Source organism: Thalassobacillus sp. B23F22_16 (genome assembly GCF_043496955.1).
GTDB classification, from domain to species: domain Bacteria; phylum Bacillota; class Bacilli; order Bacillales; family Halobacillaceae; genus Thalassobacillus; species Thalassobacillus devorans_A.
This window is the reverse complement of sequence record NZ_JBIEKD010000012.1, coordinates 52,615-77,156: the sequence shown is the minus strand read 5'-3', so window position 1 is coordinate 77,156 and position 24,542 is coordinate 52,615. Positions and strand designations below refer to the sequence as shown.

The 24,542-nt window shown below is 44.5% G+C and carries 22 protein-coding genes; 19 read left to right on the top strand and 3 right to left on the bottom strand.

The genetic code is table 11. The features are described from left to right. Positions 1-527 precede the first annotated feature (527 nt). From ACGTNI_RS11150 to bcbE, 14 genes are all read left to right on the top strand, one after another. On the top strand, positions 528-1,571 hold the full coding sequence (locus ACGTNI_RS11150; RefSeq protein ID WP_394462461.1) for a hypothetical protein: 1,044 nt from the start codon (positions 528-530) through the stop codon (positions 1,569-1,571). After that, positions 1,558-3,726 (top strand): molybdopterin oxidoreductase family protein, encoded by a 2,169-nt coding sequence (locus tag ACGTNI_RS11145; RefSeq protein WP_394462395.1) that lies wholly within the window; start codon positions 1,558-1,560, stop codon positions 3,724-3,726. The genes ACGTNI_RS11150 and ACGTNI_RS11145 overlap by 14 nt, the downstream gene beginning before the upstream one ends. Continuing rightward, the gene (locus ACGTNI_RS11140) at positions 3,727-4,287 is read left to right on the top strand and encodes a 4Fe-4S dicluster domain-containing protein (RefSeq protein ID WP_062438659.1); all 561 of its coding nucleotides are present in this window, start codon (positions 3,727-3,729) and stop codon (positions 4,285-4,287) included. Between the two features lie 12 nt (positions 4,288-4,299). After that, positions 4,300-4,824, top strand: coding sequence for a QcrA and Rieske domain-containing protein (locus tag ACGTNI_RS11135; protein ID WP_394462393.1), 525 nt, complete (start codon positions 4,300-4,302; stop codon positions 4,822-4,824). Next, positions 4,814-5,035 (top strand): hypothetical protein, encoded by a 222-nt coding sequence (locus ACGTNI_RS11130; protein ID WP_062438665.1) that lies wholly within the window; start codon positions 4,814-4,816, stop codon positions 5,033-5,035. Before ACGTNI_RS11135 ends, ACGTNI_RS11130 begins: the two co-directional genes overlap by 11 nt. Next, a complete protein-coding gene (locus tag ACGTNI_RS11125) occupies positions 5,013-5,327 on the top strand; it encodes a hypothetical protein (protein ID WP_394462391.1) in 315 nt (104 codons plus the stop codon). The genes ACGTNI_RS11130 and ACGTNI_RS11125 overlap by 23 nt, the downstream gene beginning before the upstream one ends. Beyond that, the gene (locus tag ACGTNI_RS11120; RefSeq protein WP_394462389.1) at positions 5,314-5,598 is read left to right on the top strand and encodes a hypothetical protein; all 285 of its coding nucleotides are present in this window, start codon (positions 5,314-5,316) and stop codon (positions 5,596-5,598) included. The genes ACGTNI_RS11125 and ACGTNI_RS11120 overlap by 14 nt, the downstream gene beginning before the upstream one ends. Further along, positions 5,595-7,103, top strand: a complete 1,509-nt coding sequence (locus tag ACGTNI_RS11115; RefSeq protein ID WP_394462387.1) for a nitrate/nitrite transporter — start codon at positions 5,595-5,597, stop codon at positions 7,101-7,103. The genes ACGTNI_RS11120 and ACGTNI_RS11115 overlap by 4 nt, the downstream gene beginning before the upstream one ends. A gap of 19 nt (positions 7,104-7,122) precedes the next feature. After that, the gene (locus ACGTNI_RS11110; protein WP_394462385.1) at positions 7,123-7,779 is read left to right on the top strand and encodes a sensor histidine kinase; all 657 of its coding nucleotides are present in this window, start codon (positions 7,123-7,125) and stop codon (positions 7,777-7,779) included. 13 nt (positions 7,780-7,792) lie between these two features. Continuing rightward, a complete protein-coding gene (locus ACGTNI_RS11105) occupies positions 7,793-8,449 on the top strand; it encodes a response regulator (RefSeq protein WP_394462383.1) in 657 nt (218 codons plus the stop codon). Between the two features lie 12 nt (positions 8,450-8,461). Continuing rightward, positions 8,462-8,911 carry a GAF domain-containing protein gene (locus ACGTNI_RS11100; RefSeq protein WP_394462381.1) on the top strand — a complete coding sequence of 150 codons (450 nt, stop codon included), beginning with the start codon at positions 8,462-8,464 and terminating at the stop codon, positions 8,909-8,911. A 99-nt stretch (positions 8,912-9,010) separates the two neighbouring features. Then, positions 9,011-10,660, top strand: a complete 1,650-nt coding sequence (locus ACGTNI_RS11095) for a PAS domain-containing sensor histidine kinase (RefSeq protein ID WP_394462459.1) — start codon at positions 9,011-9,013, stop codon at positions 10,658-10,660. A gap of 115 nt (positions 10,661-10,775) precedes the next feature. Then, positions 10,776-11,288 carry a large conductance mechanosensitive channel protein MscL gene (gene mscL, locus ACGTNI_RS11090; RefSeq protein WP_394462379.1) on the top strand — a complete coding sequence of 171 codons (513 nt, stop codon included), beginning with the start codon at positions 10,776-10,778 and terminating at the stop codon, positions 11,286-11,288. 227 nt (positions 11,289-11,515) lie between these two features. Then, on the top strand, positions 11,516-12,736 hold the full coding sequence (gene bcbE / locus ACGTNI_RS11085) for a bacillibactin exporter BcbE (RefSeq protein WP_394462377.1): 1,221 nt from the start codon (positions 11,516-11,518) through the stop codon (positions 12,734-12,736). Positions 12,737-12,995: 259 nt separating this feature from the next. On the opposite strand, the gene ACGTNI_RS11080 is transcribed toward bcbE, so the two are convergent. Together ACGTNI_RS11080 and ACGTNI_RS11075 are read right to left on the bottom strand one after the other, a co-directional pair. Further along, positions 12,996-14,183: a cation:proton antiporter gene (locus ACGTNI_RS11080; protein ID WP_394462375.1), complete on the bottom strand. Its 1,188-nt coding sequence runs from the start codon at positions 14,181-14,183 to the stop codon at positions 12,996-12,998. Positions 14,184-14,207: 24 nt separating this feature from the next. Beyond that, positions 14,208-14,669 carry a LysM peptidoglycan-binding domain-containing protein gene (locus ACGTNI_RS11075; protein ID WP_394462373.1) on the bottom strand — a complete coding sequence of 154 codons (462 nt, stop codon included), beginning with the start codon at positions 14,667-14,669 and terminating at the stop codon, positions 14,208-14,210. Between the two features lie 137 nt (positions 14,670-14,806). Here ACGTNI_RS11075 and ACGTNI_RS11070 point away from each other — a divergent pair, with 137 nt between their 5' ends. Then, complete coding sequence (locus ACGTNI_RS11070; protein WP_394462371.1) at positions 14,807-15,706, top strand: formate/nitrite transporter family protein; 900 nt, start codon at positions 14,807-14,809, stop codon at positions 15,704-15,706. A 64-nt stretch (positions 15,707-15,770) separates the two neighbouring features. On the opposite strand, the gene ACGTNI_RS11065 is transcribed toward ACGTNI_RS11070, so the two are convergent. Continuing rightward, positions 15,771-16,526, bottom strand: a complete 756-nt coding sequence (locus ACGTNI_RS11065) for a MurR/RpiR family transcriptional regulator (protein ID WP_394462370.1) — start codon at positions 16,524-16,526, stop codon at positions 15,771-15,773. 186 nt (positions 16,527-16,712) lie between these two features. On the opposite strand from ACGTNI_RS11065, the gene ACGTNI_RS11060 reads away from it, so the two are divergent. The 4 genes from ACGTNI_RS11060 to ACGTNI_RS11045 all read left to right on the top strand — a co-directional run bounded on the left by ACGTNI_RS11060 (position 16,713) and on the right by ACGTNI_RS11045 (position 24,289). Beyond that, entirely contained in the window at positions 16,713-18,695 is a 1,983-nt protein-coding gene (locus ACGTNI_RS11060; protein WP_394462368.1) for a fructose-specific PTS transporter subunit EIIC, read from the top strand. 69 nt (positions 18,696-18,764) lie between these two features. After that, on the top strand, positions 18,765-21,416 hold the full coding sequence (locus ACGTNI_RS11055; RefSeq protein WP_394462366.1) for a glycoside hydrolase family 38 N-terminal domain-containing protein: 2,652 nt from the start codon (positions 18,765-18,767) through the stop codon (positions 21,414-21,416). Between the two features lie 17 nt (positions 21,417-21,433). After that, the gene (locus ACGTNI_RS11050; RefSeq protein ID WP_394462364.1) at positions 21,434-23,128 is read left to right on the top strand and encodes an alpha-amylase family glycosyl hydrolase; all 1,695 of its coding nucleotides are present in this window, start codon (positions 21,434-21,436) and stop codon (positions 23,126-23,128) included. 15 nt (positions 23,129-23,143) lie between these two features. Then, positions 23,144-24,289 (top strand): glycerate kinase family protein, encoded by a 1,146-nt coding sequence (locus ACGTNI_RS11045; RefSeq protein WP_394462362.1) that lies wholly within the window; start codon positions 23,144-23,146, stop codon positions 24,287-24,289. The last annotated feature ends 253 nt before the right edge of the window (positions 24,290-24,542 follow it).

Here is a 24,542-nt window from a genome sequence, read left to right as displayed (position 1 = left end):
AAGGTGAGCTTAAAACCGCGTCACTGTTCAATTACCCATTAAAAGTAGAGGAAATCTACAAGATAACAGGGGTTCTTTTCTCCCATCCTTCGGATGGGGTGGTTGGGAAACTGCGAGACTCCCGCGGGAGAAGGATCCAGGCGAGACCCCGCAGGGAGTGAAACGACTGAGGAGGCTTGCCGGTTCCCCTGCAGGAAAGCGAGTAGTTTCCCAACCGCCCCTGACACTTTTATGGTAAAGTACCCTAGATATCTTGAAATCAAGTCTTAGACTTTTTGGGTTTTTAATTGAATAACCCTTCTTCATAACTAAACAACGATTATCTGGGCAGTTTTCACAAATAAAAAATAAATAGGGGGATTTCCCGGAGAGGATGGGGGGGTTCCCCGATTACGAAAAACTCCTTCGCTTTCTATAATTAAATTAACAAGTTACAGGGATCACACAAACACATAAAAAAGTTAAGCGAAGGGGAATTAAAAATGGCTGAAACAGTGTTAAGAAAACCAATGAAAGCAACTCATTCCATTAATGATGCATTTGCTTCGAAATTTGCAAAGTCCATGTTCCTTACTGTCAGTGCAATCATTGTGCTGATGTTCATCGGAACGAGAATGTTCACACATGTTGATTTGAACTTGTACGGATATATGGTAGGTACTTTCGTATTCATCGCAGGCTTCTTCTACCGCTTCATTGCCTGGGGAGAAAGACCGCCAACAAAGATCATCATCAAAAAAGGGATCAAGCTGTTGTTCCGTAAGTCTACACCGAAAACTTCCGTCAACCATCTTGGTACGTACGAATTCATCTGGAATAGGGGAATTTACCGATGGACCCAGCACTTGCTGATTGGATGGGGTGTTATTCTTTCTTGCCTGGTTACATTCCCGCTCGTTTTCGGATGGATGTATTTCACGATGGAGGAGAGCGGCTACTATACCATCGTAGCCATGGGAATGGATCTTATTACGGTTCCGGCTGATGGCGTTATCGCTTTTCTTTCTTATAATGCTCTGAATATCACAGCCATCATGGTAATTATCGGGGTATGCATGGCGCTGTACCGCCGCTTAAAGAATATGCAGGCGAGAGCAGAACAGAAATTTTTGTATGATTTTCTACCACTATACTTATTGCTATTCATTAGTATCACCGGTTTGATTTTAACTTTTATGAACGTATTTTTACATGGAGCAGGGCATTACGCAATGTCACTTATCCACCAGTATTCCGTCATTGTGACACTCATTTATCTGCCATTCGGAAAGCTTGCTCATATTCCATTCCGTCCGCTTAGTGTTTTTGCAAGAAATTACCGTGAACATTATGGCGAACAATCGATGAAAGAATGCAAGGTTTGCGGAGATGAATTTGTATCAACGGAACAGTCACAGGATGTTGTCAATGTCCTGGGTACGAACGAGATAGATTTTACGATGGAGAAGGACGGATTCAATTTAGCAGAATTGTGTCTCCCATGCCGCCGTAAGTACCGCATCTCCAGATTCGCAGGATTTCCGACCCATGAGGTGAAAACCAAGGAGGCCAACCAAAATGCAAAGGGATAAATTTTTTAAAGAGATAGAGAATGTGGAACACCCGAATGAGAAACTGATCAAGACACACTGCAGCTATTGCGGAATGCAATGCGGCATGAACCTTCGGGTGAATACAGCCACCAATAAAATCATCGGAGTAGAACCTCGTTACGATTGGCCGGTAACGGTCGGGAAAATGTGTCCGAAAGGGGTTACGGCTTACCAGCAGACGAACCATAAGGACCGTATCCTCCGTCCACTGATTCGTGATGATGCTTCCTTGAAAGGGACACAAGAAGGGTTCCGGGAAGCAAGCTGGGAAGAAGCTTACGACTTGATTGCTGAGAAATTCGGTGAACTGCAGCAAAATTACGGAAAAGACAGCTTGTCTGTATTCAGCGGAGTGTCCATGACCAATGAAAAGTGTTATCTGACTGGTAAATTTGCACGTGTTGCCTTAGGTACCCGCTACATCGACTACAATGGCCGGTTCTGTATGTCCAGTGCAGCCGGCGGGTTCCTTCGCTCTTTCGGTGTCGACCGCGGCTCAACACTTCCTTGGACAGATATTCATGAAACAGACTGCCTGTTCATCGCGGGAAGCAACACAGCAGAGTGCCATCCGACTTCCATGTTCCGTATCTGGAATGTACAGGAACGGGGAGGCTACATCATCGTCGTTGACCCACGGGAAACTCCGATTGCCAGAAGAGCTGACCTTCACCTTGATTTGAAACCAGGGACAGACCTTGCTTTAGCAAACGGAATTGTCCACCTGTTAATAGAAAAAGGGTATGCCGATGAAGCGTTTGTTAATCAGCATACGAACGGTTTTGAAGAAACGAAAGAACTGGTAAAACAATTTACGCCGGAATATACGAGTTACCTGACTGGGGTAGCACCAGAGAAGATTGAAAGAGCTGCAGAGATCTATGGGAAAGCACCAAATGCAGTCGTTATGTTTGCCCGAGGGATCGAGCAGCAGCATAAAGGCGTCGACAACGTATCTGGCTACACCAACATGGCGCTTGTCACTGGCAAGGTCGGTCGTCCAAAATCAGGAGTCGCGACTTTCACAGGTCAGGGCAATGGTCAGGGTGGCCGGGAACATGGCCAGAAATCAGATTTGCTGCCAGGTTACCGGAAAATTACCAATCCACAGCACGTACAGGAAGTCTGTAACGTATGGGGGATAACACCGGAAGAAATGCCAAAAGCAGGTGTATCTGCATATGAAATGTTTGAACTGATGGATCAGAAAGAAATCCGGGGGTTGTACCTATTATGTTCCAACCCGGCTGTATCCGCACCGAACTTGAATTTTGTCCGTAATGCCATGAAGAATCTCGATTTCATGGTCTGTGCTGACTTTTACTTATCAGAAAGCGCCGAATTCGCTGATGTCATCCTTCCTTCCGTTACCTGGTCAGAGGACGAAGGCACGGTAACCAACATCGAAGGACGTATTATCAAAATTAATAAAGCACAGGAACCGCTGGGTGAATCAAAGCCTGACTGGCAGATGCAAGTAGAACTGGCAGAACGGCTTGGCAAGGGTGAAAACTTCGCTCACTTGAAGACAGCAAAAGATGTGGCGGAAGAATTCCGATTAGCTTCCAAGGGAGGAAGCGCGGATTACTACGGTGCTACCTGGGATAAGATCGAAAAGCAGGATGGCGTGTTCTGGCCGTGTAAAGATGAGGGAGATGAAGGAACACCACACATGTTCCTCGATAAGAAATTCTATCATCCGGACGGAAAAGCACAAATTTGTGCGTTACCTTACCGTCCTCCGGCAGAAGAACCTTGCGAGGAATACCCGCTTCGCTTAACGACTGGCCGTGTAGTCTACCACTATTTGTCCGGCAACCAGACAAGAAGGATTCAATTCCTGAAAGACATGTGCCCGGAACCGTATGTAGAGGTGCACCCAGAGACAGCTAGTAAATACTATATGGAGCACGACGAAAGAATACGGCTGTATACCCGGAGAGGGGAAGCGGTGTACAAAGTGAAAGTGACAGAAGCCATCCGGAAAGATACCGTGTTTGTTCCCTATCATTTCGGTCACGAAGAATCTATCAACTTATTGACGATACCGGCACTCGATCCAAAATCAAGAATGCCAGAGTTCAAGGCATGTGCCGCTCAAATGGAAAAACTCGAACCTAAGAAGGTGCTATAAATGAAGAAACGGTTATATATCGAATTAGAAAACTGTATCGGATGCCGTTCCTGCCTCGCCGCATGTACCCAGTGCGGCGGGCATGAAGAACGGAACAGGAATTATGTCTATGATGTCAATCCTCATGTGAACCGACAGACGATGCCGCTGATGTGCCTGCATTGCGAAAATCCTGCCTGCGCCAGGAGCTGTCCGGCCCAGGCCATCCAAATTCATGAAACAGGAGCTGTTCTGTCAGCACTTGTTGAAAAATGTATCGGCTGTCAAAACTGTACGATCGCATGCCCGTATGGCATACCGAAGTTTGATGAAGAACAAAACCTGATGTACAAATGCGACCTTTGTATCGACCGCACGAAAGATGGTATCCCGCCAATGTGCGCCAGTGTCTGTCCTTCCAATACGTTGCAATGGCTGACAGAAGAAGAGATAGAACAGAAGCAGCGCCGTCATGACCTGGATAATGACAAATGGGTGACCAGCATGCCATACCTGGAAGGTGCGACCAATGTCAAAGTGAATCTCCCGGGAATTTTGCAAGGGACAGAAAAACTCTTTTAAGGAGGAAGTATCATGAGTGATCGCAATAACAAGATACCGTTTGAAGAAGATAACTATACGCATAATATCAACCGGAATAATGAACGGATGCTCGACCGCAGAGGGTTCATGAAAACATTAGCAGGTGCTGCCGGTGTCTTCGCTGTCTCTACCTTGCCGTGGGGGGCCGTCGCTGCCAAGGAATTGATGGGACTTGGGGATAAAGAATACCCGCATCAGAAAATCGCGGATGTTAAAGATGTAAAGGTAGGGGATTCTGTTAAATTCCATTTTCCGAGTGAACATGATAGCGCCATTCTAATCCGTCTTAGTGAAAATAAATACGTCGCTTACCAGAATGCCTGTACCCATCTCAGATGCCCGGTGTACTGGGTCAAGGACGAACAGGAAATGATCTGTCCATGTCACCATGGGAAATTTGATGCATCTACCGGTGCACCAACAGCAGGTCCGCCGCGCCGGCCGCTTCCGGGAATCGAAGTGGAAGTGAAGGATGACGCTATTTACGCAGTGAGGGTGAAGCGTTATGAAGCGTAGTTACGTCGGGGTTATCCTGTTGGCAGCCATTTTAATGATGAATATTGTGTTTACTCAGTTAGTCGTCCATCAATATTATTACGAAAACTATGGGGTTACGTTACTGTATGCCGGATTGAATGTTCTATTGTTTCCGGTAGCGTTGTTTATATATAAGAAGGAAAAAAACAAAGGGGGCAGCAAGGGATATGAAGAGCGAAACCTATCTTGATTTCTGTTTTATCAGAGAAAATTCCGGGACACTTGCTGCCGAGGTACAAAACAATTTCGAAAGAATATTTAAAGGACAGCGGCTCCACTGGTACTTGGATGATAAAACAGTTTTAGATGCTGAAGTTGTGGTTGCTGAAGTAAAAGGAATGAGCAGCTGGGAATCCGAACAGGAAGTCATCGATCATCTGGAAGAATCAGCGGGAGATACATTCTGGACAGCTCTCCAAGGTTACCAGTTCTATGTCTATCCTCCGGAGAAAAAGGGGTGTGGCAGTTGTGGCGTCAGTTGAAAATAGTGATTTAAAAAGGTTTATAGGTGCTCCTGTGAAAGTTTGTATTCATGGAGAAGCTGGTGAAGATATGGCGCCGTGGCTGGATAAAAAGGTGAAAAAGCTGGCCAATTGTCCGGATAACACTCATCTCAGAATTTTTTTTGATGATCATTACTTTTTTGCCGTTCCATTGACCAGTGAGGTGGAACAAACAGAAACCGAATGGTCCGCTTATGATCCAGAGGCTGGCCTTCACTATGTAATTAAAAGCGAGGGGAAACCGCTATGAAAACGAAAATTCAGCTTCCATTACAAACAATGAACCTTGTGACAGGTTTTATGGTTTGGGTATTGATCTCATCCTTACTTCCTTTTATTACCGAAGACATCGCTATTGCACCGGAGCATATCGCCTGGGTAACTGCTATCCCGGTTATTTTAGGGTCCGTCTTAAGAATTCCACTAGGATACTTAGCTAATTTACTAGGTGCACGGATGATTTTCATGATAAGTTTCATCATGTTATTATTCCCGGTCTATTACATCAGTGTGGCTGACTCTTTGGTCGACCTTATGATTGGCGGGCTGTTCCTCGGAATTGGTGGAGCCATCTTTTCTGTCGGGGTTACTTCTTTGCCGAAATATTATGATAAAAGTCGTCATGGCTTCGTTAACGGTATCTACGGAGCGGGTAACATCGGTACTGCCATCACAGCATTTGCCGCACCGGTAGTTGCTGCAAACTTCGGATGGTCGTTCACGGTCCAGCTTTACCTTGTACTTTTAGGGATCTTCATCTTGTTGAACTTCTTTTTAGGAGATAAAAAGGAAACGAGAGTGAAAATGCCATTAATGAAGCAAATCAAAGGGGTCTATAAAAATGAAAAGCTATGGCTATTCTGTTTATTCTATTTCATTACCTTTGGTTCTTTTGTGGCGTTCACTGTCTATCTTCCGAACTTTCTAGTCGCAAACTTTGGATTGGATAAAGTAGATGCCGGGATGAGAACGGCTGGATTTATTGCTGTTGCCACTTTCCTGCGTCCACTTGGAGGCTGGCTCGCAGACCGCTTCCATTCCCTGATTTTATTGATGTATGTGTTTGGCGGATTCACCGTAGCTGCCTTGCTGTTATCCTTCGCTCCATCGATCGGCCTATATACAGTTGGCAGTTTGACCATTGCCGTAGCTGCCGGGGTTGGGAATGGAGTCATTTTCAAGCTGGTACCAATGTATTTCAACAAACAGGCTGGAATTGCTAACGGTATTGTATCTGCGATGGGAGGTTTGGGAGGTTTCTTCCCGCCGTTGATGCTGTCCCTTCTTTACAGCTTGACAGGACACTATGCCATCGGCTTCATGGCACTTTCTCAAATCGCTTTAGCAAGTTTGGTTCTGGTCATATGGATGTACTATCATGATAAGCTTGCTGTATCTCATCAGATTATGGAAACGACGCCGCTCGGCATGATGGTCACAGACAAAAATGGTAAAATTGTTACGGTAAACCCTGCTTTCACCAAGGTTACCGGTTTTGAATCTGACGAAGCAGCCGGGGAAAATCCAAGTATCCTGAAGTCTGGCAGACAGTCTGCGGCATTTTATAAGCGTATGTGGGAATCATTAGAAAAGCACGGCTACTGGCAGGGAGAAATCTGGAATAAACGGAAAGACGGAGAAGACTATCTAGAATGGCTGACCATCAATGCCATCAAGGATGATTCGGGGGAAATCATCCAATATGCCGGTGTGTTTAGCGATATTACCGAAAATCAATCTAGAAAAAGTATGTAAATCATAGAGGAGGATGGAGATGGAGCTTGAATCTGGCAACCAGGCGTGCAGTTATATCATTCAGTCTCAGGAAGAAGAAATTAAACGGGTAGCCCTTGAGCTCCATGAAAGCATCAATCAGAATCTGTATACATTGCAGACGGGCTTGAATTTCATCGAATCCGGCATCGAACAGCCGGAGTTGAAAAACTATGCGAAGGAAATGTCCGGCCTGATGGAGCGGACGATCCGTGAAGTCAGACTGCTGTCAGTCGAGTTATATCCAAATACATTATCAACTCTAGGATTGACGGCAGCCGTGAAAAGCTACGCTAAGTTATTCACGAATACATTCGGTATATTGATTGATGTGGATTCCCAGGGGGAAGAAAAACTGGTCTCCGATCCAGAAAGTCTGGCCGCTTTTCGGGTCTGTCAGGAAGCTTTAATCAACATCGCTAAGTATGCAGATACAGATAAAGCAAAAATAGCGTTTACATGGGGAGAGTTTTCCGTGAAAATAGAAATTAAAGATACTGGAAAAGGGTTCGATACAAACGAAGTGATGGAAAGCGGTCGTTCCATGGGAATCGCCGCCATGGGGGAAAGGATGCGTCTTGTCGGGGGGCAATGCAACCTTACCTCTGAGTTGGATAAAGGGACAACAGTTTCCATCGTTTTGCCAATCCAGTCATAGGAGGGGCTATGGGATGATTAAGGTCCTGTTGGTGGACGACCACGCAGTGGTAAGGATGGGGTTGAAGATGTTACTGAATTCCTTACCGGATATGGAAGTGGTAGGGGAAGCCTCTGAAGGAAACGAAGGAATCGAGAAAGCTCTGGAAGAAAAGCCGGATGCTATTTTGATGGATTTGAGTATGCCTCATGGAAAAGATGGTTTATCTGCTACAGGGGAATTGAAAAAACAGCTTCCCGATACCGCCATCCTTATTCTCACCATGCATGATGATGAAGAATATTTGTTCCGTGCCATTCAGGCGGGAGCTTCCGGTTGTGTGTTGAAAAGTGCGCCACATGACGAATTGGTTAATGCGATTCGTTCCGTATGTCAAGGGGATGCCTACCTTCATCCCTCCGCTCAGAAACGCTTAATGGAAGAATACCTGGGGAACTTGAAAGAAGATGGTGCCGATACGTATCAGCTGCTATCGGATCGGGAAAAAGAAGTCCTGACATTGATAGCCAAGGGTTATTCGAATAAAGAGATTGCAGAAAAGCTGGTCATCAGTGTCAAAACCGTCGAGACCCACAAAGGGAATCTGATGGAGAAGCTGCAAATGAAAACACGGCCGGAACTGGTGTCCTTTGCCTTGAAAAAAGGATTACTTGGTTATGGGATCCAGTGAGGACGTGATGGCATGGAATCTTTAAAAGAGTTGATACTCACCGAATGTGACCGTCTGAAGCAAGGCGTACCCTGTGATTTTGTCGGTGTTGCCTTGCAGAATCGAAACGATCCGGATATTACCTGGCCTTACGCAATGGGAAATCGAAATGAGAAATATAAATATATTACTGTCCGATATGGAAAAGGGATTGCCGGTAAAGTGATTTCCAGTGGAACACCAATGCAAATCACTGATTTTCCCGATAATATTTTAGGGAAAATAACCGATTACCCGATTATGTTAGCCGAAAAGCTGGTTGCCGCTTATTCGGTTCCTTTAGTTTGGAATGGTCTCCCTAAAGGCGCCCTTTTGATTGGTTACCGGAACGCCCGCCAGTTTGATAAACACGAAAAACAGAAGCTCAGGGAAGTTGCACAGCATTTGGAATCATTTTTATCTTCCCATTTTACCGATGAATAGGGGGGAAGCTTGGTGACCACAAGAACGCAACACAGTAAACAACAGGATACTGCAGAAGATGCCACAATTGTCATAGATCAAGCAGGTTATATTGAGTCCATGAATGATAAAGCGCTGAAACTTTTTGATGCAGACACGGAAAGTGGCACTGGCAGCCATATTAAAAAATGGATACCTGAGACAAATGTTGACGTGTTAGAGCCGGGGACGTTTACGCAACAATTTGGTTTGACGACAGAAGGACAGCGCTTTCCATTATTCATACGTAAAAACACTTTTTCTATGGGGGGAGACAACTACGCGCTGCTAGTTTTGCATGCCGATAATGACAGCTCTATCTCCAACTTAGAACCACAAAAGGTTTTGAATGAACTGCTTGATATGAAATTTGCACTTGACGAATCCACGATTGTAGCGATCACCGACCAAAAAGGGACGATCAAATATGTGAATGACAAGTTTTGCGAGATATCCAAGTATTCAGAGGAAGAGTTGATCGGACAAGATCACCGGATCATCAATTCTGGTTATCATTCTAAGGACTTTATGCGTGATTTATGGCGGACAATTGCCAATGGGCAAGTGTGGCGCGGGGAAATCAAAAACAGGGCGAAGGATGGCTCTCCTTATTGGGTAGACACGACCATTGTGCCTTTTCTGAATAATAAGGGGAAGCCCTATCAATACCTGGCGATCCGGAAAGAAATTACAGAATTCAAACGTGTCGTTGATGAATTGGAAAAGTCGATGCAAGAGCTGGTGGATTTAAAGTTTGCTCTTGATGAGTCATCTATTGTTGCTATTACCGATGAAAAGGGAGTCATAACGTACGTCAATGATCAATTCTGCCATATTTCAAAATATAAGCGGGAAGAATTGATTGGACGCACGCATTCGATCATCAATTCGGACTATCATTCGAAAGAATTTTTTAAAGAGTTGTGGCGAACGATCGGCAGTGGAGAGGTATGGAAAGGTGAAATAAGGAATCAGGCTAAAGACGGCAGCTATTACTGGGTGGATACGACGATTGTACCGTTTTTGAATGAGAAAGGAAAACCTTATCAGTACTTGGCGATCCGCTCCGAGATTACGGAAAGAAAGCGCGTAGAAGCAGAGTTGCAGCGAGCAATGACGCGAATCATAGAGGTGCAGGAAGAAGAGCGGCTGCGGCTATCGCGAGACCTCCATGACGGGCTTGGACAAAATCTTTACAGTCATTTGATTACGATCAGCAGGCTGAGCGCAGAAATGGAACACCCGTTGATTGACCAGATGCGGGATGAAGCGACGGAACTGATCGAAGAAGTACGTGACATTTCCTGGGAGCTCCGTCCATCCGTCCTGGATGACCTCGGGCTGGTGCCGGCGATTCGATCCTTTCTGAACCGCTACTCTGATCACTATGATATCGATGTTATGTTTGAATGCGTGCTTGATCAAAGGCTGGGCCCTCATGAGGAAATAACCATCTACCGCATCATTCAGGAAGCCCTGACGAATATATGGAAGTACGCAAAGGTCGATCGAGCCTGGGTGACCATTCGTGAACTGGACGATGTCGTCCGGGTGATGATTGAAGATCAGGGGGCAGGTTTTGATAAGAACCAGTTATCCTCCGGTGTCGGCCTGTTCAGTATGGAAGAGCGCACGCGTTCGGTCGGAGGGGAGCTGGAGATTATCTCCGCTCCGGATGAAGGAACGAAAATTATAGCTGAAATCCCTTATAAGAGGGATGAGTCGGACTAATTATAGTCCGGCTTTGTTTTTTTGCTCAAACCTGGTAAGTCGCAAATAAAGCCTCCCCTAAAAATCATAGCTCGTCTATGTTTCACATAAAATGGTGGTATCTGGAGATGAGGGGATGATCTCTATTCGTTTATTCCATGAATTCCGTCAATTTGCTATGAGAGGCAGTGCAGCAGAACTGGGGGTGGCACTGGTATTGGGCGCTGCTTTCAGTGGGTTCATCGATTCTCTTGTTACGGATATCCTGCTTCCTCCAATTGGTCTGATTTTAGCTAAAATGAACTTTTCGGATTTATTCATCAGCTTGAGCGGCGGTTCTTATCCGTCACTGGCAGCAGCTAAAGAAGCTGGCGCTGCTACCATCAACTATGGGTTGTTTTTATCATCCTTTATTCGTTTTATTATCATTCTGTTTGCTGTTTTTATGGTAGTGAGGCAGCTGAATCGATGGAAGAAACCAAACCAGGATCTTGTTGCTTCCATGACGAAAAAGGAATGTCCTTATTGCTGTACATCGATTCCGGCAAAAGCAAGTATCTGCCCTAACTGTGGAACAACATTAAAACAAAACACAGATTCCAGCACCAGCCAGGAAGTACAAAGTCGTTTCCGGCTGGGCATTAAATAAAAAGCATATCAAGGGTATGCTATTTTACTTTTTTTGGATATTGGAGCGGAGTATGAAAAATAACGAACAGCGAATCATAAGTACACATACGTAGTTGTTTCCATACAAAAATTTTAAAATAGAACATCAGTCAGATAAACGACCCCCATATATACATTTCGATTGAGTGCACATCGGTCGTGTGCACTTTTTTAATATTCAAAAAGCAGATAGATGGAGGAGCAGAAATGGAACAGAAAAAGTGGGATCTTATTGCCTTAGCATCCATCCCCCTCGTGATGACGTTAGGTAATTCCATGTTAATACCTGTGTTGCCAATCATTGAGAAGGAAATTAACATCTCACCTTTTCAGTCGAGTCTGATCATAACCGTTTATTCCGTAGTTGCTATCGTACTGATTCCTATTGCAGGTTATTTATCGGATAAATTAGGAAGAAAAAAAGTAATCATTCCAAGCTTGATTATTGTTGGGGTGGGAGGCATCATTTCGGCATTCGCTGCCTGGAAGATGGCAGAACCTTACCTGTTGATACTCGCCGGGAGATTTCTGCAGGGGATTGGGGCAGCGGGTGCTTTTCCTGTAGTCATCCCTACAGTTGGAGATATGTATAAAGAGGAAGAACAAGTAAGCGCTGGACTGGGTCTCATTGAAACTTCCAATACATTTGGAAAGGTATTGAGCCCTGTATTAGGTGCATTGCTTGCCGTAATTCTTTGGTTTATTCCATTTGCTGCAATACCATTGCTTTCCTTGATAGCCATTTTGCTGGTATGGAAGTTCGTGAAAGTTCCTAAGGAAAAACAAGAGGATGAAGAAAAAAGCTTTTCTCAATTCAAAGCGTCCATCAAAGAAGTATTTCATCATAATGGCAAGTGGCTGATGGCGATATTTTTCATTGGATGTATCAATATGTTTGTATTATTCGGTTTTCTTTTTCATTTATCTGCTTTATTAGAGTCTAAATACGCAATTGAAGGGGCTAATAAAGGTTTGGTGCTGGCCATTCCTCTGTTATTCTTATGCGCTGCTTCTTATTTTAGCGGGAAGAAAATTGGAGAAAATAAAATGCTGATGAAATGGGCAGTGATTATCGGGAATGGAGGGGCGGCTTCTACCCTGGTTTTTATAAAGAATGAGACAGGCCTGGTCATGCTGCTTCTATTATTGTCGGTTGCCGGACTTGGAATTGGGTTATCATTGCCCAGTCTGGATGCATTAATTACCGAAGGGATTGAGAAGGACGTACGAGGAACTGTCACCTCACTGTATAGCAGTATGCGTTTTGTAGGGGTGGCGGCAGGACCGCCTATTATCGCCATTTTAATGGAACGCTATCCTGCAGGGTTATATTTGGGTCTCGCACTATTAAGTGGGAGTGCTGTGATTGTTACCTTATTTATGATCAAGCCTTCCAACGAAAAGCCGGAAGTTCAGCTGGAGCATTAAAATGTGAGGGCCAAGGGTATTTTATCAAAAAGGGCTGCCCGTATAAGTCTATTAAAGACTATGGGACAGCCCTTTTTTTATTTTGACTAGGAAATAATACAATTTTCTTTTTGTGGTTAACTTTACGTGGTTGGTCCCATCCAGCTCCAGCGCCTACCCCCTCGAGGTCTTAAGTCAATCCTCTCTGTGACAAAAAACGTCACGGCGAGGCTTGTCTTAAGCTTGTCGGGGGTGAGCAAGGCGCTTGCGCTTTTGTTCTTTAATTAATTAGCTTTTTAGACAGCGGGGAAACCCCAAGGCTCTGGACGATAAGGGAAATTAGTACTGCAGCAAAAGAAAGGGAAACAATCATATCGATGTCACCCGAGCTTTTTGATTGTAAACTTAAAATTAGAAAGATAGACATAGTCCCTTTTAAACCAGACCAGGATATAAGACTGGCCTCACGCCAGGAGATGCGCTGTCTCCAATGAGGGAACAATTGTGTGGTCCCTGTAATGATAACAAATCTAATGACCAGGGATAATACGAAGATGATAGCCGCAAATCCCCAGGCATTGAAAAAAAGTGATTCGGCTGCCTGGATACCGATTAATAAAAAGATCAATGACAATATGGTCAACTCCGCAATTCCCCAAAATCCATCCAATGTATCTTTAAAATGATCTTCCCGGATTGTTCTTCCATATTCAAACGACAGCATGATGCCGGCAAATACAGTTGCCAGGACACCAGAAACGCCGATATGTTCGGCGATATTGAAAATGCCATAAGCTAATATGATGCTCAGCATCACTTGGTATTGCCGGTTATGAGTGAAGTGAACAGCTTTACTCATCAGCCAGCCGAATAATATTCCCAAAGCTGCACCACCGAGAGAAACGAGCAGGAACTCACCCAGGAAAGATACTATGCTGAATGTTTTGCTCTGTGTAAGCATTCCAGATAATACGGTAAAGATGACAATGCTCGTCCCATCATTAATTAATGATTCCCCTTCTACTACATCAGCGATTTTTTCGTCACCTGCCGATTTTTTCAAAATCGACACAACAGAAACAGGGTCCGTTGGTGTAAGGATAGACGCTATGATTAAAGCTCCCAAAAACGACAGGGAAACGAAAGGACCGCTTAATGCATAAATGGCAGCTCCAAGCAGCGTAACCGTTAGCATAATACCTATGGTAGCTAAGAAACTGATGATTCCTGCATTTTTTTTCAATTCATCAGGCGAAAAGCGATATGCAGAAGTAAACAACAGGGCTGGCAGGAAAACGTGATAAATCATATCCTTTGTAACTTCAATAGATGAAAAATAAGGAATGAACGAAAGGCCGATACCTATGATGACAAGGATGGTAGGTACCGGGAAGTTTTCCTGCTTTTTGTCAACTGTGAATATAATATAGCCAATGAATAACAGTAAGATAATGTGTGAAGTAGACAAGTGCATCACTCCCGGAAATACATGCTAATTCCCGATTCCCGTCATCAGCCGCCATAAACGTATGAAGCGCGACTCAGACAAGGGCAGGCATATTTCCTGACCGATCAATAAGGCATTCGGGTTGATGTCAGGGTTAGCGGTCATTAAGTCTTTGACACTCAAATTGTTGTCCATGGCTATGTTATAGAAGGTATCACCAGGTTTGATGGTATAAATTTGTGGACAGTCTTCGGTCGGTGATTCAAGTGGTATGGATATCACCTGTCCTGGCATCAGGAAAAATGGGTGAATCCCGGGATTGTTAGTAATCAATTTTTCTATAGAGACATTAAAAAAGTGAGCGAGGTTATAGATGCTGTCGCCAGGTTGGATAATGTAAAAATTCTTTTTGCGAGGAGATGAACAGAGTGCTGATGGGAGTTCATGCTGATTCATATGACAAGGTACAGGATGAGGTGGAAAAGCCGGGTAATAGTAATGATTCATAGGCAATTTTTCTCCTTTCAATCCTATATCATAGTGATATTCAAAAACAGACTCCCTGTGATAAGAAATTGTAAAGGGGCATAAGGTTACAGCTGAATGGGAGGGGGTATAAAAAGAAGAAGGATGGAGGGATGCATGTGAGTCATAGAAAACAAGACCGAAAAAATCTCGATAAACAAATGAAAGAGGCTGAAAAGCAGCCAAATGACGATACAGAAAGTCCGAATAGACAATTTTATATCCCTTCACAGATAGTGAAGGAATTTGGTGAAAAAGGCCGGGATCACCTTGCAAAACCGTTCCGCGCTCAGATGCTGCTGGCGTTTACTGCCGGATCATTTATGAGTTTTGGAGCTGCTTTTTCCATACTTTTAGGAATCGGCATCGAAGCAGAAGGACTCTATTATCTATTAACTGGGATTGGCTTTGCCGCTGGTTATGCAATGGTGTTTATATCAGGTGCTGTATTGTTCACAGAAATCAATGTCATGCTGCCGACATATAAATTTCATATCGCAGGATTAATGCACAAGGATATGGTCAAGTTTTGGCTTTCCTCTTATTTAGGCAACATTGTAGGCGCATTATTTGTAGCCGTGCTCATCCAATCTTCCGGTTCGTTATCCCAGCCGTTTTATACGGAGTTGCAATTTATGCTTGATAAGAAGATGAAGTTTATGGACTTGGGAGCAGCCGGATGGTTTGAAATCATCGTATCAGGTATTTTGGCAAACTGGCTGATTGGAATGGCTGCATTCTTAACAACAGCTGCTCGGGATATTACAGGAAAGCTGCTTGGCACTACACTGCCTGTCATTTTATTCGTAGCAGGAAACTTCCAGCATAGTGCAGCTAACATGGGTTATTTCAGTCTCGGTGTGTTGTCTGAATCATCTTATACGTGGTACGAATTTGTATTCTTTAATTTAATTCCTGCAAGTATCGGTAATATTATCGGTGGAGCTTTGCTCGTAGCACTTCTTTTCAGCTATGCATACAAAGAGGATTTGGATAAACAGAAAGAAAATGGAAAATAATCTTTAAGAACTGACTTCTATACTAAAAGGAAATCACCAATCCCAAACGAGGATTGGTGATTTTTTATTTTTCTTGAAGAATCAGCTTCAAGTAGTATTCGAAAATCAGATCGGCCAGCATCACCAGGGTCGAACGTGCTGAGACATCGTAGCCCTCGTAAGATGCTTTCTTCACAGGAGCGCTGATGCTCTCATTGGTTAATGCAGGAAGGGGACTATCCGGATTATTGGTGACCGCAACAGAAGGGATATTCAAGTGGGATAACTTCTCTGCTGCTTTTAATAACGTTTCTGTCTCTCCGCTGGAAGAGATGAAAATCACCAGGTCGTCACGCCCAATCCAGTTACTGATAAGGTCGATCATATGGGATTCATAGATGTACGTGGACGACTGATTCATCTGCATCAGTCGTTTACTTAAGTATTCTCCGATCGTTTTGGTCAATCCTACAGATAAAATCACAATCCGTTCTGCCTGCTGCATGGAAGCAGCTATACTTACCATGGTTTCAGGTGTTAGTTTTTTTAATGTTTCTGGTATATCCCGGAGGTAGCGTTGTATAGGGTCTTCTTCATCATTTGGCAGGTTGTTGGCTTCGATTCCTTTCAAATGGTACTTCAACTCTGCATAACCTTCTAACCCTAGCTTATGACAGAGACGGATAATGGTAGTGGTGCTTACATTGTTAGCATCAGCCATTTTCGTCAAAGGCATCGTTTTGGACTGTTCCAGGTTATCCTCGATGTAATAAAGGACATGCTTCTCCGAATGTGTCAGCTCTGGTAAATAGTTAGAGTAAGTCTCCAGCAGTTTGCCCATCATCATACTCCTTCGCGAACCTCTTATCGCCGTCATCCTTGGTTTCCTTAAGTATATCATACCGAGTGCAGCTTCTAATATGTACAAATGTACATCACCTGTATAACCATTGGCACTTTCCCCATGTTATAAATGAGTTACAGAGATAATGAAAACACTTACAAAAAACGAGGCGGGTGAGCAAAAATGGAATTAAATCACATGACGGAAAAATCACTGATTCGTTATGACGTGAAAGAGACGACAAAGGAAAAAGTAATTTGGGCTTTAGTAGAATCCCTGTATGAACAAGGGTATATCACCTCTAAAGATGAATATTTTGAAACCGTTTTAGCACGGGAGAAGGTGTCAGCCACAGGGATGGAGGCAGGGCTTGCAATTCCGCACGGAAAGTCATCAGCTGTTAAAAAAGCAGGCTTTGCGGTCGCAAGGCTTTCCAATCCTATAGATGATTGGGAAAGCATTGACCCGAACAACAAGGTTGAACTGGTGTTCCTTTTGGCTATCCCAGAGGGTGAGGCGGGTTCCACGCACTTGAACCTCTTGGCCGAACTTAGCACACGTTTAATGGATAAGGAATATTATGGGCGTTTGATGGCTGCCGAGAATTCCGAGCAATTTATAGCTGCTCTGGATCAGGTTTCCGTAAAAGAGAAGGAAGATAAAGCCACTTATGAAAAGACGATTCTTGCGGTAACTGCCTGTGCGGCAGGCATCGCTCATACGTATATGGCGGCTGAAGCATTAGAGCAGGCTGGAAAAGAAAAAGGCATCCGTGTTCTTACAGAGAAACAGGGAGCGAATGGGCTGGAGGATGAGCACACTGCTGCTATGATCCAGGAAGCTGATGCAGTCATCTTTGCAACAGACATCTCCCCAAAAGGGAAAGAGCGATTCCAAGGACTTCCATACATCCAGGTTCGAGTTGCTGAACCATTAGGCAAGGGCGATGAGTTGATCGATCGTGTTCTGAACAATCCTGATGGTATCGTTTCAGTTGAAAATGCTACAGAAAGTGCTGATGGAAGCGAGAACCAGCCAGCCAACAAAAAGACAGGTGTGCTTGCTGAAATGGGTCAGGCCATCCTGACTGGGATTTCCTACATGATCCCGGTAATTGTGGCCGCAGGTCTGATGATGGGTATTGCCAAGCTTGGCGCTGTACCATTCGGATTAGTCAATGAAATCAATGATATTTCCTATGCAACCCATGACAATGAGCTGTTTGTGATCCTTCATCATCTCGATAAATTTGGGTTTATGATTTTCCAATTTATGTACCCGATTTTTGCTGCCTTCACGGCGTATGCACTTGCTGATCGAGTTGGTATTGTATCTGGTTTTATCGGTGGTCTATTTGCTGCTGGTATCCATTATCGCTTCTGGGGAATTGAAGAAGGTATTCCTTCCGGTTTCTTCGGGGCCTTAATCCTTGGGCTGTCTGCAGGTTATATCGCCCGATTCTTGAATCGGAAAATCAAGCTTAATAAAAACTTCCAGGCGATGAAGCCAATGCTGATTATCCCTGCCATCAGTGTTTTGTCGATCTTTTTACTGAACTTTTATATAGTTGATCCCGTTTTTGGCGGATTAAATGTACTTTTACGTAATACAATCGAAGCTTCTCAAGAATCTGGAGAGATTGTCCTCTCCACGATTATTGCAGCAGCTACTGCTTTTGACTTGGGTGGTCCTATCAACAAAGCGGCTGGTGCTATTGCCATCGGCTTAGCAGCAGATGAAATCTTCCCGCTTACTGCCCGTGTACTGGCCATCGTAATCCCGCCAATTGGGCTTGGGCTTGCTACGGTGCTTGATAAATATGTAGTAGGACGTCGAGTCTTTGATGCGAACTTGCGTGTTACCGGGAACACTTCTATCCTGCTTGGCTTTATTGCCATCAGTGAGGGTGCTATTCCGTTCATGCTCCGTAATCCGATTATCACCATTCCAATCAATATTATCGGTGCGATTCTTGGTGCAGTCACAGCTGTCCTGTTAGGCGCCGTCCAGTGGCTGCCACTTCCGGCATTCTGGGGTTGGCCGCTCGTCGAAAATATTTGGGCCTACCTGATCGGACTGCTTGTCGGTACGTTGTTTATTGCTCTTGCCAACATTTTTATTCGTCATATGTTGATTAAACGAGGACGAATGACAATAACATCATAAAAAAAGACATGTTCGCGGAATCTTTGTTAAGAAGATCCGCGAACATACTGTTATATTGGAGGATTCGTTATGTCTAAGAAACGTGTCTATGTCGTTCCTCATTCCCACTGGGACAGGGAATGGTATTTCACCATAGAAGATTCAAATATCCTATTAGCTGAAAACCTTGATCATCTGCTTGAATTACTCGAGCAACATGAAGAATACCACGGCTATGTCTTTGACGCGCAAATGTCTATTGTTGATGAGTACTTGAAAGTAAGACCGGATAACAAAGAACGTCTCAAGCGACTGATCGAACAAAAGCGAATTTTTGTCGGTCCATGGTATACACAGGCGGATTCCCTGCTAGTCCATAAGGAATCACTGGTGAGGAACCTGCTTTATGGCGTGAAGGGGACAGAAACGATGGGACATAGTATGAATGTCGGCTATCTGCCTGATATCTTTGGTCAAAATACCTACCTCCCAGCGTTATTTCATGATTTCGACATCGATTATGCTATTTTGCAACGTGGCATCTATTCTGACCAATTAGACGGAAATACTAATTTTCTTTGGGAATCTCCAGATGGGAAATCGGTGAAAGCAAACCTTATCCCGCTTGGCTACGGCCCTGGTAAGTTTTTGAATGCGGAGAAAGAATTCCATCAGGAACGGCTGCAGCCGATGCTCGAAAAGTTAGCGAAAATGAACAAGGATACAGATAACCTGCTTCTTCCTGCTGGCGGGGACCAGGTTCTGGTACGTGAACATTTCCCGAAGACAATACAACAGTTGAATGCACAGGATGAGCAGTATGACTACGTGCTTTCCGATTATGAAACCTTCATGGAGGATACCTGGGAGGAAGGTGATTTTGACCATACTATTACCGGTGAACTGATTGGCACGGAGAATTCCCGTATTCATAATACGATTCGGTCTCAACGTTATGATATCAAGCAATGGAACAGTTTCGTCGAGCATAAAATGATTAACCAATTAGAACCATTAGCCGTTATCGGAAAACAGTTAGGGCTTCGTTACCCTCAGGAATGGCTGGATATCATGTGGAAAAACCTCTTCGATGTGCATGCTCACGATAGTATCGGCGGGTGCAACTCTGATGATACGAATAAGGACATCATGCACCGTCTGGAAAAAATAAACCGTCAGGCAGACGGACTGTTGAACCTGATTAAGAAGCAGCTGACCCATGCAATCGCCAGTAAACTGAAAGAAGACGATATTGTGGTGTTGTTTAATACGAACCTGAAACCTTATCATGGGGCTGTGGAAACCACTGTTTTTACAAAAGAAAAAGATTTCACATTACAGACAATGGAGGGACAAGAACTGCCAGTAACGGTCACGGAGCAAGAGTATCTGAGTGGTGGAAAGAAAATCGTTGTTACAGCTGAAGGGGATAAGGAAGTGGAAATCCCGGGCTACTACCGTTCTCAATTACTTGTTGACCAGGCTGAAATCCCTGGACTTGGCTATACCACCTTGCAAGTGAAAAAGGGGACTGAGATCGCACGGATGCAGCTGGATAACGGTACAACAATTGAGAACGATAACTACCAGGTAACTTGCAACAGCCAAGGAGAATTGATTCTAAAAGGTAAGCGGTCCGCCTTGACCCTGGAAAATTTCCTGCAATTTGAAAATGTCGCTGACGCTGGTGACTCTTATGACTTTTCTCCGCTTCCAAAAGATGAGCCCATCCTCTTAGACGAAGCAGAATTGATTCATATTGAAAAGTCATCATTAGTTCAGCAAATGATTGTCATGCACCAGGCCGCCGTACCTGCTGACCTTCAGGAACGAAAGGATACCCAGGAAAAACGTCCATTGACAGTGTATTCCACTATCGAACTTCGGAAAGGGGAAGACCTTATCCGCATCCATCACGAGATGGATAACCAGGCCAGGGATCATCGCCTTCGTGCTTTGATTCAAACACCGGTGAAGGATGCAGAAACATCATTCGGAGACCAGGGTTATAGTATCATCGAACGGCCGGTAACTAACCCTCGGATGGAAACGTGGAGGGAGCAAGGATATAAAGAGGCGCCAGTCCCGATTTATACCGTAGAGCAATTTGCTGGTGTAGAGAGTGCCGAAGGTCATTTGACTGCCTTTACAAAAGGAATCAAGGAATATGAAGTAATAGCTGAGTCCGGTCAGCTGGCATTGACCTTATTCCGTAGTGTCGGTTTATTAGGAAGAGATGATCTGCTCTGGAGACCGGGCCGGGCATCAGGCATCAATAACAAAGTAGTCACTACCCCGGACGCACAGATGACCGGAAGAATGACGTTTGATTATGCCCTCTATATGGAAAACGAAAATGTAGAGGAAGCAGCACTATTCCGGTTAGCCGATCACTATAATGACAGATATGTATCCTATCAGAAACAAAATCTTAATACGTTTGAAGAACGATTGGACAGGTTTGAAATACCTTATCCGATCAGCGAACTTCCAGACAGCCATGAGCTTGCTGCTATTGACAATCCAAATGTATTTATCAGTGCTGTCAAAAAGGCACATGACGATGATGCCATCATAGTCCGGTTATTCAATCCATCGGATAAAGAGGAAACGGTCACATTGGCCAGTGACTACCTGCTCGATCAGCAGTTGACGAACCTGGCCGAAGAAAAAGACGAAAAAATAACTGCTTCGACGGTTGCCATCGCACCAAAATCTTTTCAAACCGTCAAACTTTCCTGAAAAGGAGTATGCCAGCTATGCATAAAGAACAATTAATCCAACTGATTGAGGATCATTTAAAGAAGATTTATCAAAACGAATACCATCCGGAATACACCAATGAATTCCGTACCTTCATCGAAAATTGGGAAGGAAAGGAGTGGGGAACTCCCACTCCTTTAACCGAAGAGAACATTTATTTGATTGCGTATGGGGACAGCATCTACGATAATGATCGACCGACCCTTCCTGTGCTTCATCAGTTCCTGAAAGAAGAAGCGGGCGAAGCCATTACCGATGTACACCTGCTTCCTATGTTCCCTTACACTTCAGATGATGGATTTTCCGTTACAGACTATCGGAAGATTAATCCGGAACTTGGCAGCTGGGAAAACATAAGAAGTTTCTCACGTGACTACCGGATGATGTTTGATTTTGTAGCCAATCACATCTCCCAATCCAGTGAATGGTTTCAAAAATATTTGGCTGGTAATCCTGACTTTGAAGGATTTTTCATTCCAGAGGACGAAACTTTTGATACGAGTAATGTAGTCCGTCCACGTACGTCCCCATTGTTCCATGAATATGAAGGGGAAACAGGAGTGAAGACGGCCTGGACTACCTTCAGTAAAGACCAGGTGGATGTCAATTTCAAACATTTCCCTGCCCTGATGGAAATGACGGATGTCCTGTTAGATTTCTTGAATGAGGGTGCGACAAGTATTCGACTCGACGCGATCGGCTTTATTTGGAAGGAGTCGGGCACGACGTGTATTCATTTACCGCAGGCTCATGAAATCATCAAGCTTTGGAATACGATTGTCAGCTATTTTAAACCGAATGTACAGATCATCACGGAGACGAATGTCCCTCACCAGGAAAATATCAGTTATTTTGGTAATGGGACAGATGAAGCCAATATGGTGTATCAGTTCTCTTTGCCGCCATTAGTGCTGTATAGTTTTACGACTCACAATACCCGCCACCTGACCGAATGGGCGAAAACCATAACGAAAGTCTCTGATCAGGCTACGTACTTTAACTTCCTTGCCAGTCATGACGGTATTGGGATGAGGCCGACAGAGGGCATCCTTACCGAAGAGGAAAAACAGATGCTGGTGGACAAAGTACTGGAAAATGGAGGAGAGGTTTCTTATAAAAGCAACCCGGATGGCAGTCAATCTGTTTACGAGTTGAACATCAACTATACGGATGCACTTATCAATCAGGGGGAAGATGATGAACTGGAGAAGGTTATCCGTAAGACGCTGGCTGCACACGCCATTTTATTATCATTCATTGGTGTGCCGGCGATTTATTATCATTCTCTACTTGGCTCGTCTAACGATACGGCAGGGATGGAAGAATCAGGCATACCACGCCGAATCAACCGTGAAAAGTTAGCCTATCAGGATATTAAGCAGGAACTGCATGAAGACCCTAGAAGACGCGGGATTTTTAACGGTCTGAAGCAAATGATTGGTATCCGCAAGCAGCAAAGTGCCTTCTCGCCTTATGCTTCACAGGAAGTGGTCGACCTGTCTGATCAGGCTTTTGGATTGGTCCGTTATAATGAAGATACTGGAGAAAAAATATTCTTCGCAGTGAATACTGGGAAAGAACCGGAAATAGTCCATCTTCCATTCTCTGGACACGAATTACTCACGAATAAGGCTGTTACGGATAGAGTTACGTTGGGTGAATATGAGTTTGTATGGATACTTGCGGATTAAGAAAGTAGGGATGGTATGAAAGTAGTGATCGCTCCCGATTCTTTTAAGGGATCACTGTCAGCTTATGAGGTAGGTCAGGCCGCTGGATCAGGGGTAAAAAGGGTATTCCCGGATGCGGAAATGATTTCCGTTCCTATGGCTGACGGAGGAGAAGGTTCGATTGAGGCATTATCCTCCCTGGGTGTTCAGGAAATTCCTGTTACGGTTACCGGACCGTCTGGAGAAACCGTCCATACGAGTTATATCACATTGCAACAAGACGGTGAGGAGACCGCTTTTATTGAGTGCGCACGCAGTACAGGTCTGCCGTTAATTCATAAGGAAACGGCAGACCCCTATGAATTGAATTCGTATGGATTGGGTGAGCAAATAAAAGATGCGGTCGAACGGGGATATAAAACCATCATGATATCCTTGGGAGGCAGTGCCACGACGGACGGCGGAACGGGTATGCTCCAGGCCTTAGGTTTTCAGTTTTTGAATGCCACTGGTGACATTCTTGGAGTCAATCGCAATGTGCTGACGGAAGCCGTTCATATTACAGATGAAAATAAGCTTGCCGGACTGGCTGCCTGCCAATTCATAGCAGCTACTGATGTTACTAATCCCTTTTATGGTACTCAAGGGGCAGCCTATATTTATGGCCCTCAAAAGGGTGCTACAGCAGAGCAGGTGCCTGAACTTGATAATGGACTTCAGCAGCTGGCGAAATCAATACAAGAAAAGTATGGGCGTGATGTACAGCATATCCCTGGTGCGGGTGCTGCGGGAGGACTTGGAGGTGCGCTTGCCGGTGTATTAGGGGCAGAGTTGAAGTCAGGCTTTGATATTATTGCGGCACTCACCGGTCTGGAAGAAAAAATTAGCTCGAGTGACTTGGTTATCACGGGAGAAGGCAGTCTTGATGCGCAATCGTTATATGGAAAAGTTCCGGTAAATGTAGCCAGGATGGCGAAAAAACACGGAAAGTCAGTGGTTGCAATCGCAGGAACCGTGGGAGAAGATATATTTGAACTTCATGATATGATTGATGCTGTCTTCTCCATTCAGACTGGCCCGAGAAGTCTGGAAGATGCTATGAATCCTGAGATCGCCGCACAACAAATCACCCAGACAACCGAACAGATCATGCGCCTTTGGAAAGCAAGTCTCTTTTGTTAATAACTAGATAAGCGATAAGTGCTATTTGATTTCGAGATGTTTGTAAGAGTTAGGGGCAAAGGGGAAGGATTCGCTTTCCTGCGGGGACCTGGCAAGCTTCCTCGGGCTGCGCCCTGTGGGATCTCGCCTAGCCCCTTCTCCCGCGGGAGTCTCACCCTTCCCCGTCGCCCCTCCTCATATAAGATTTTCGAAATCGCCATTTTCCCAGCCGGTCATAACGCGCATGAAATTCTCGAAACTTGTCATACAGTAT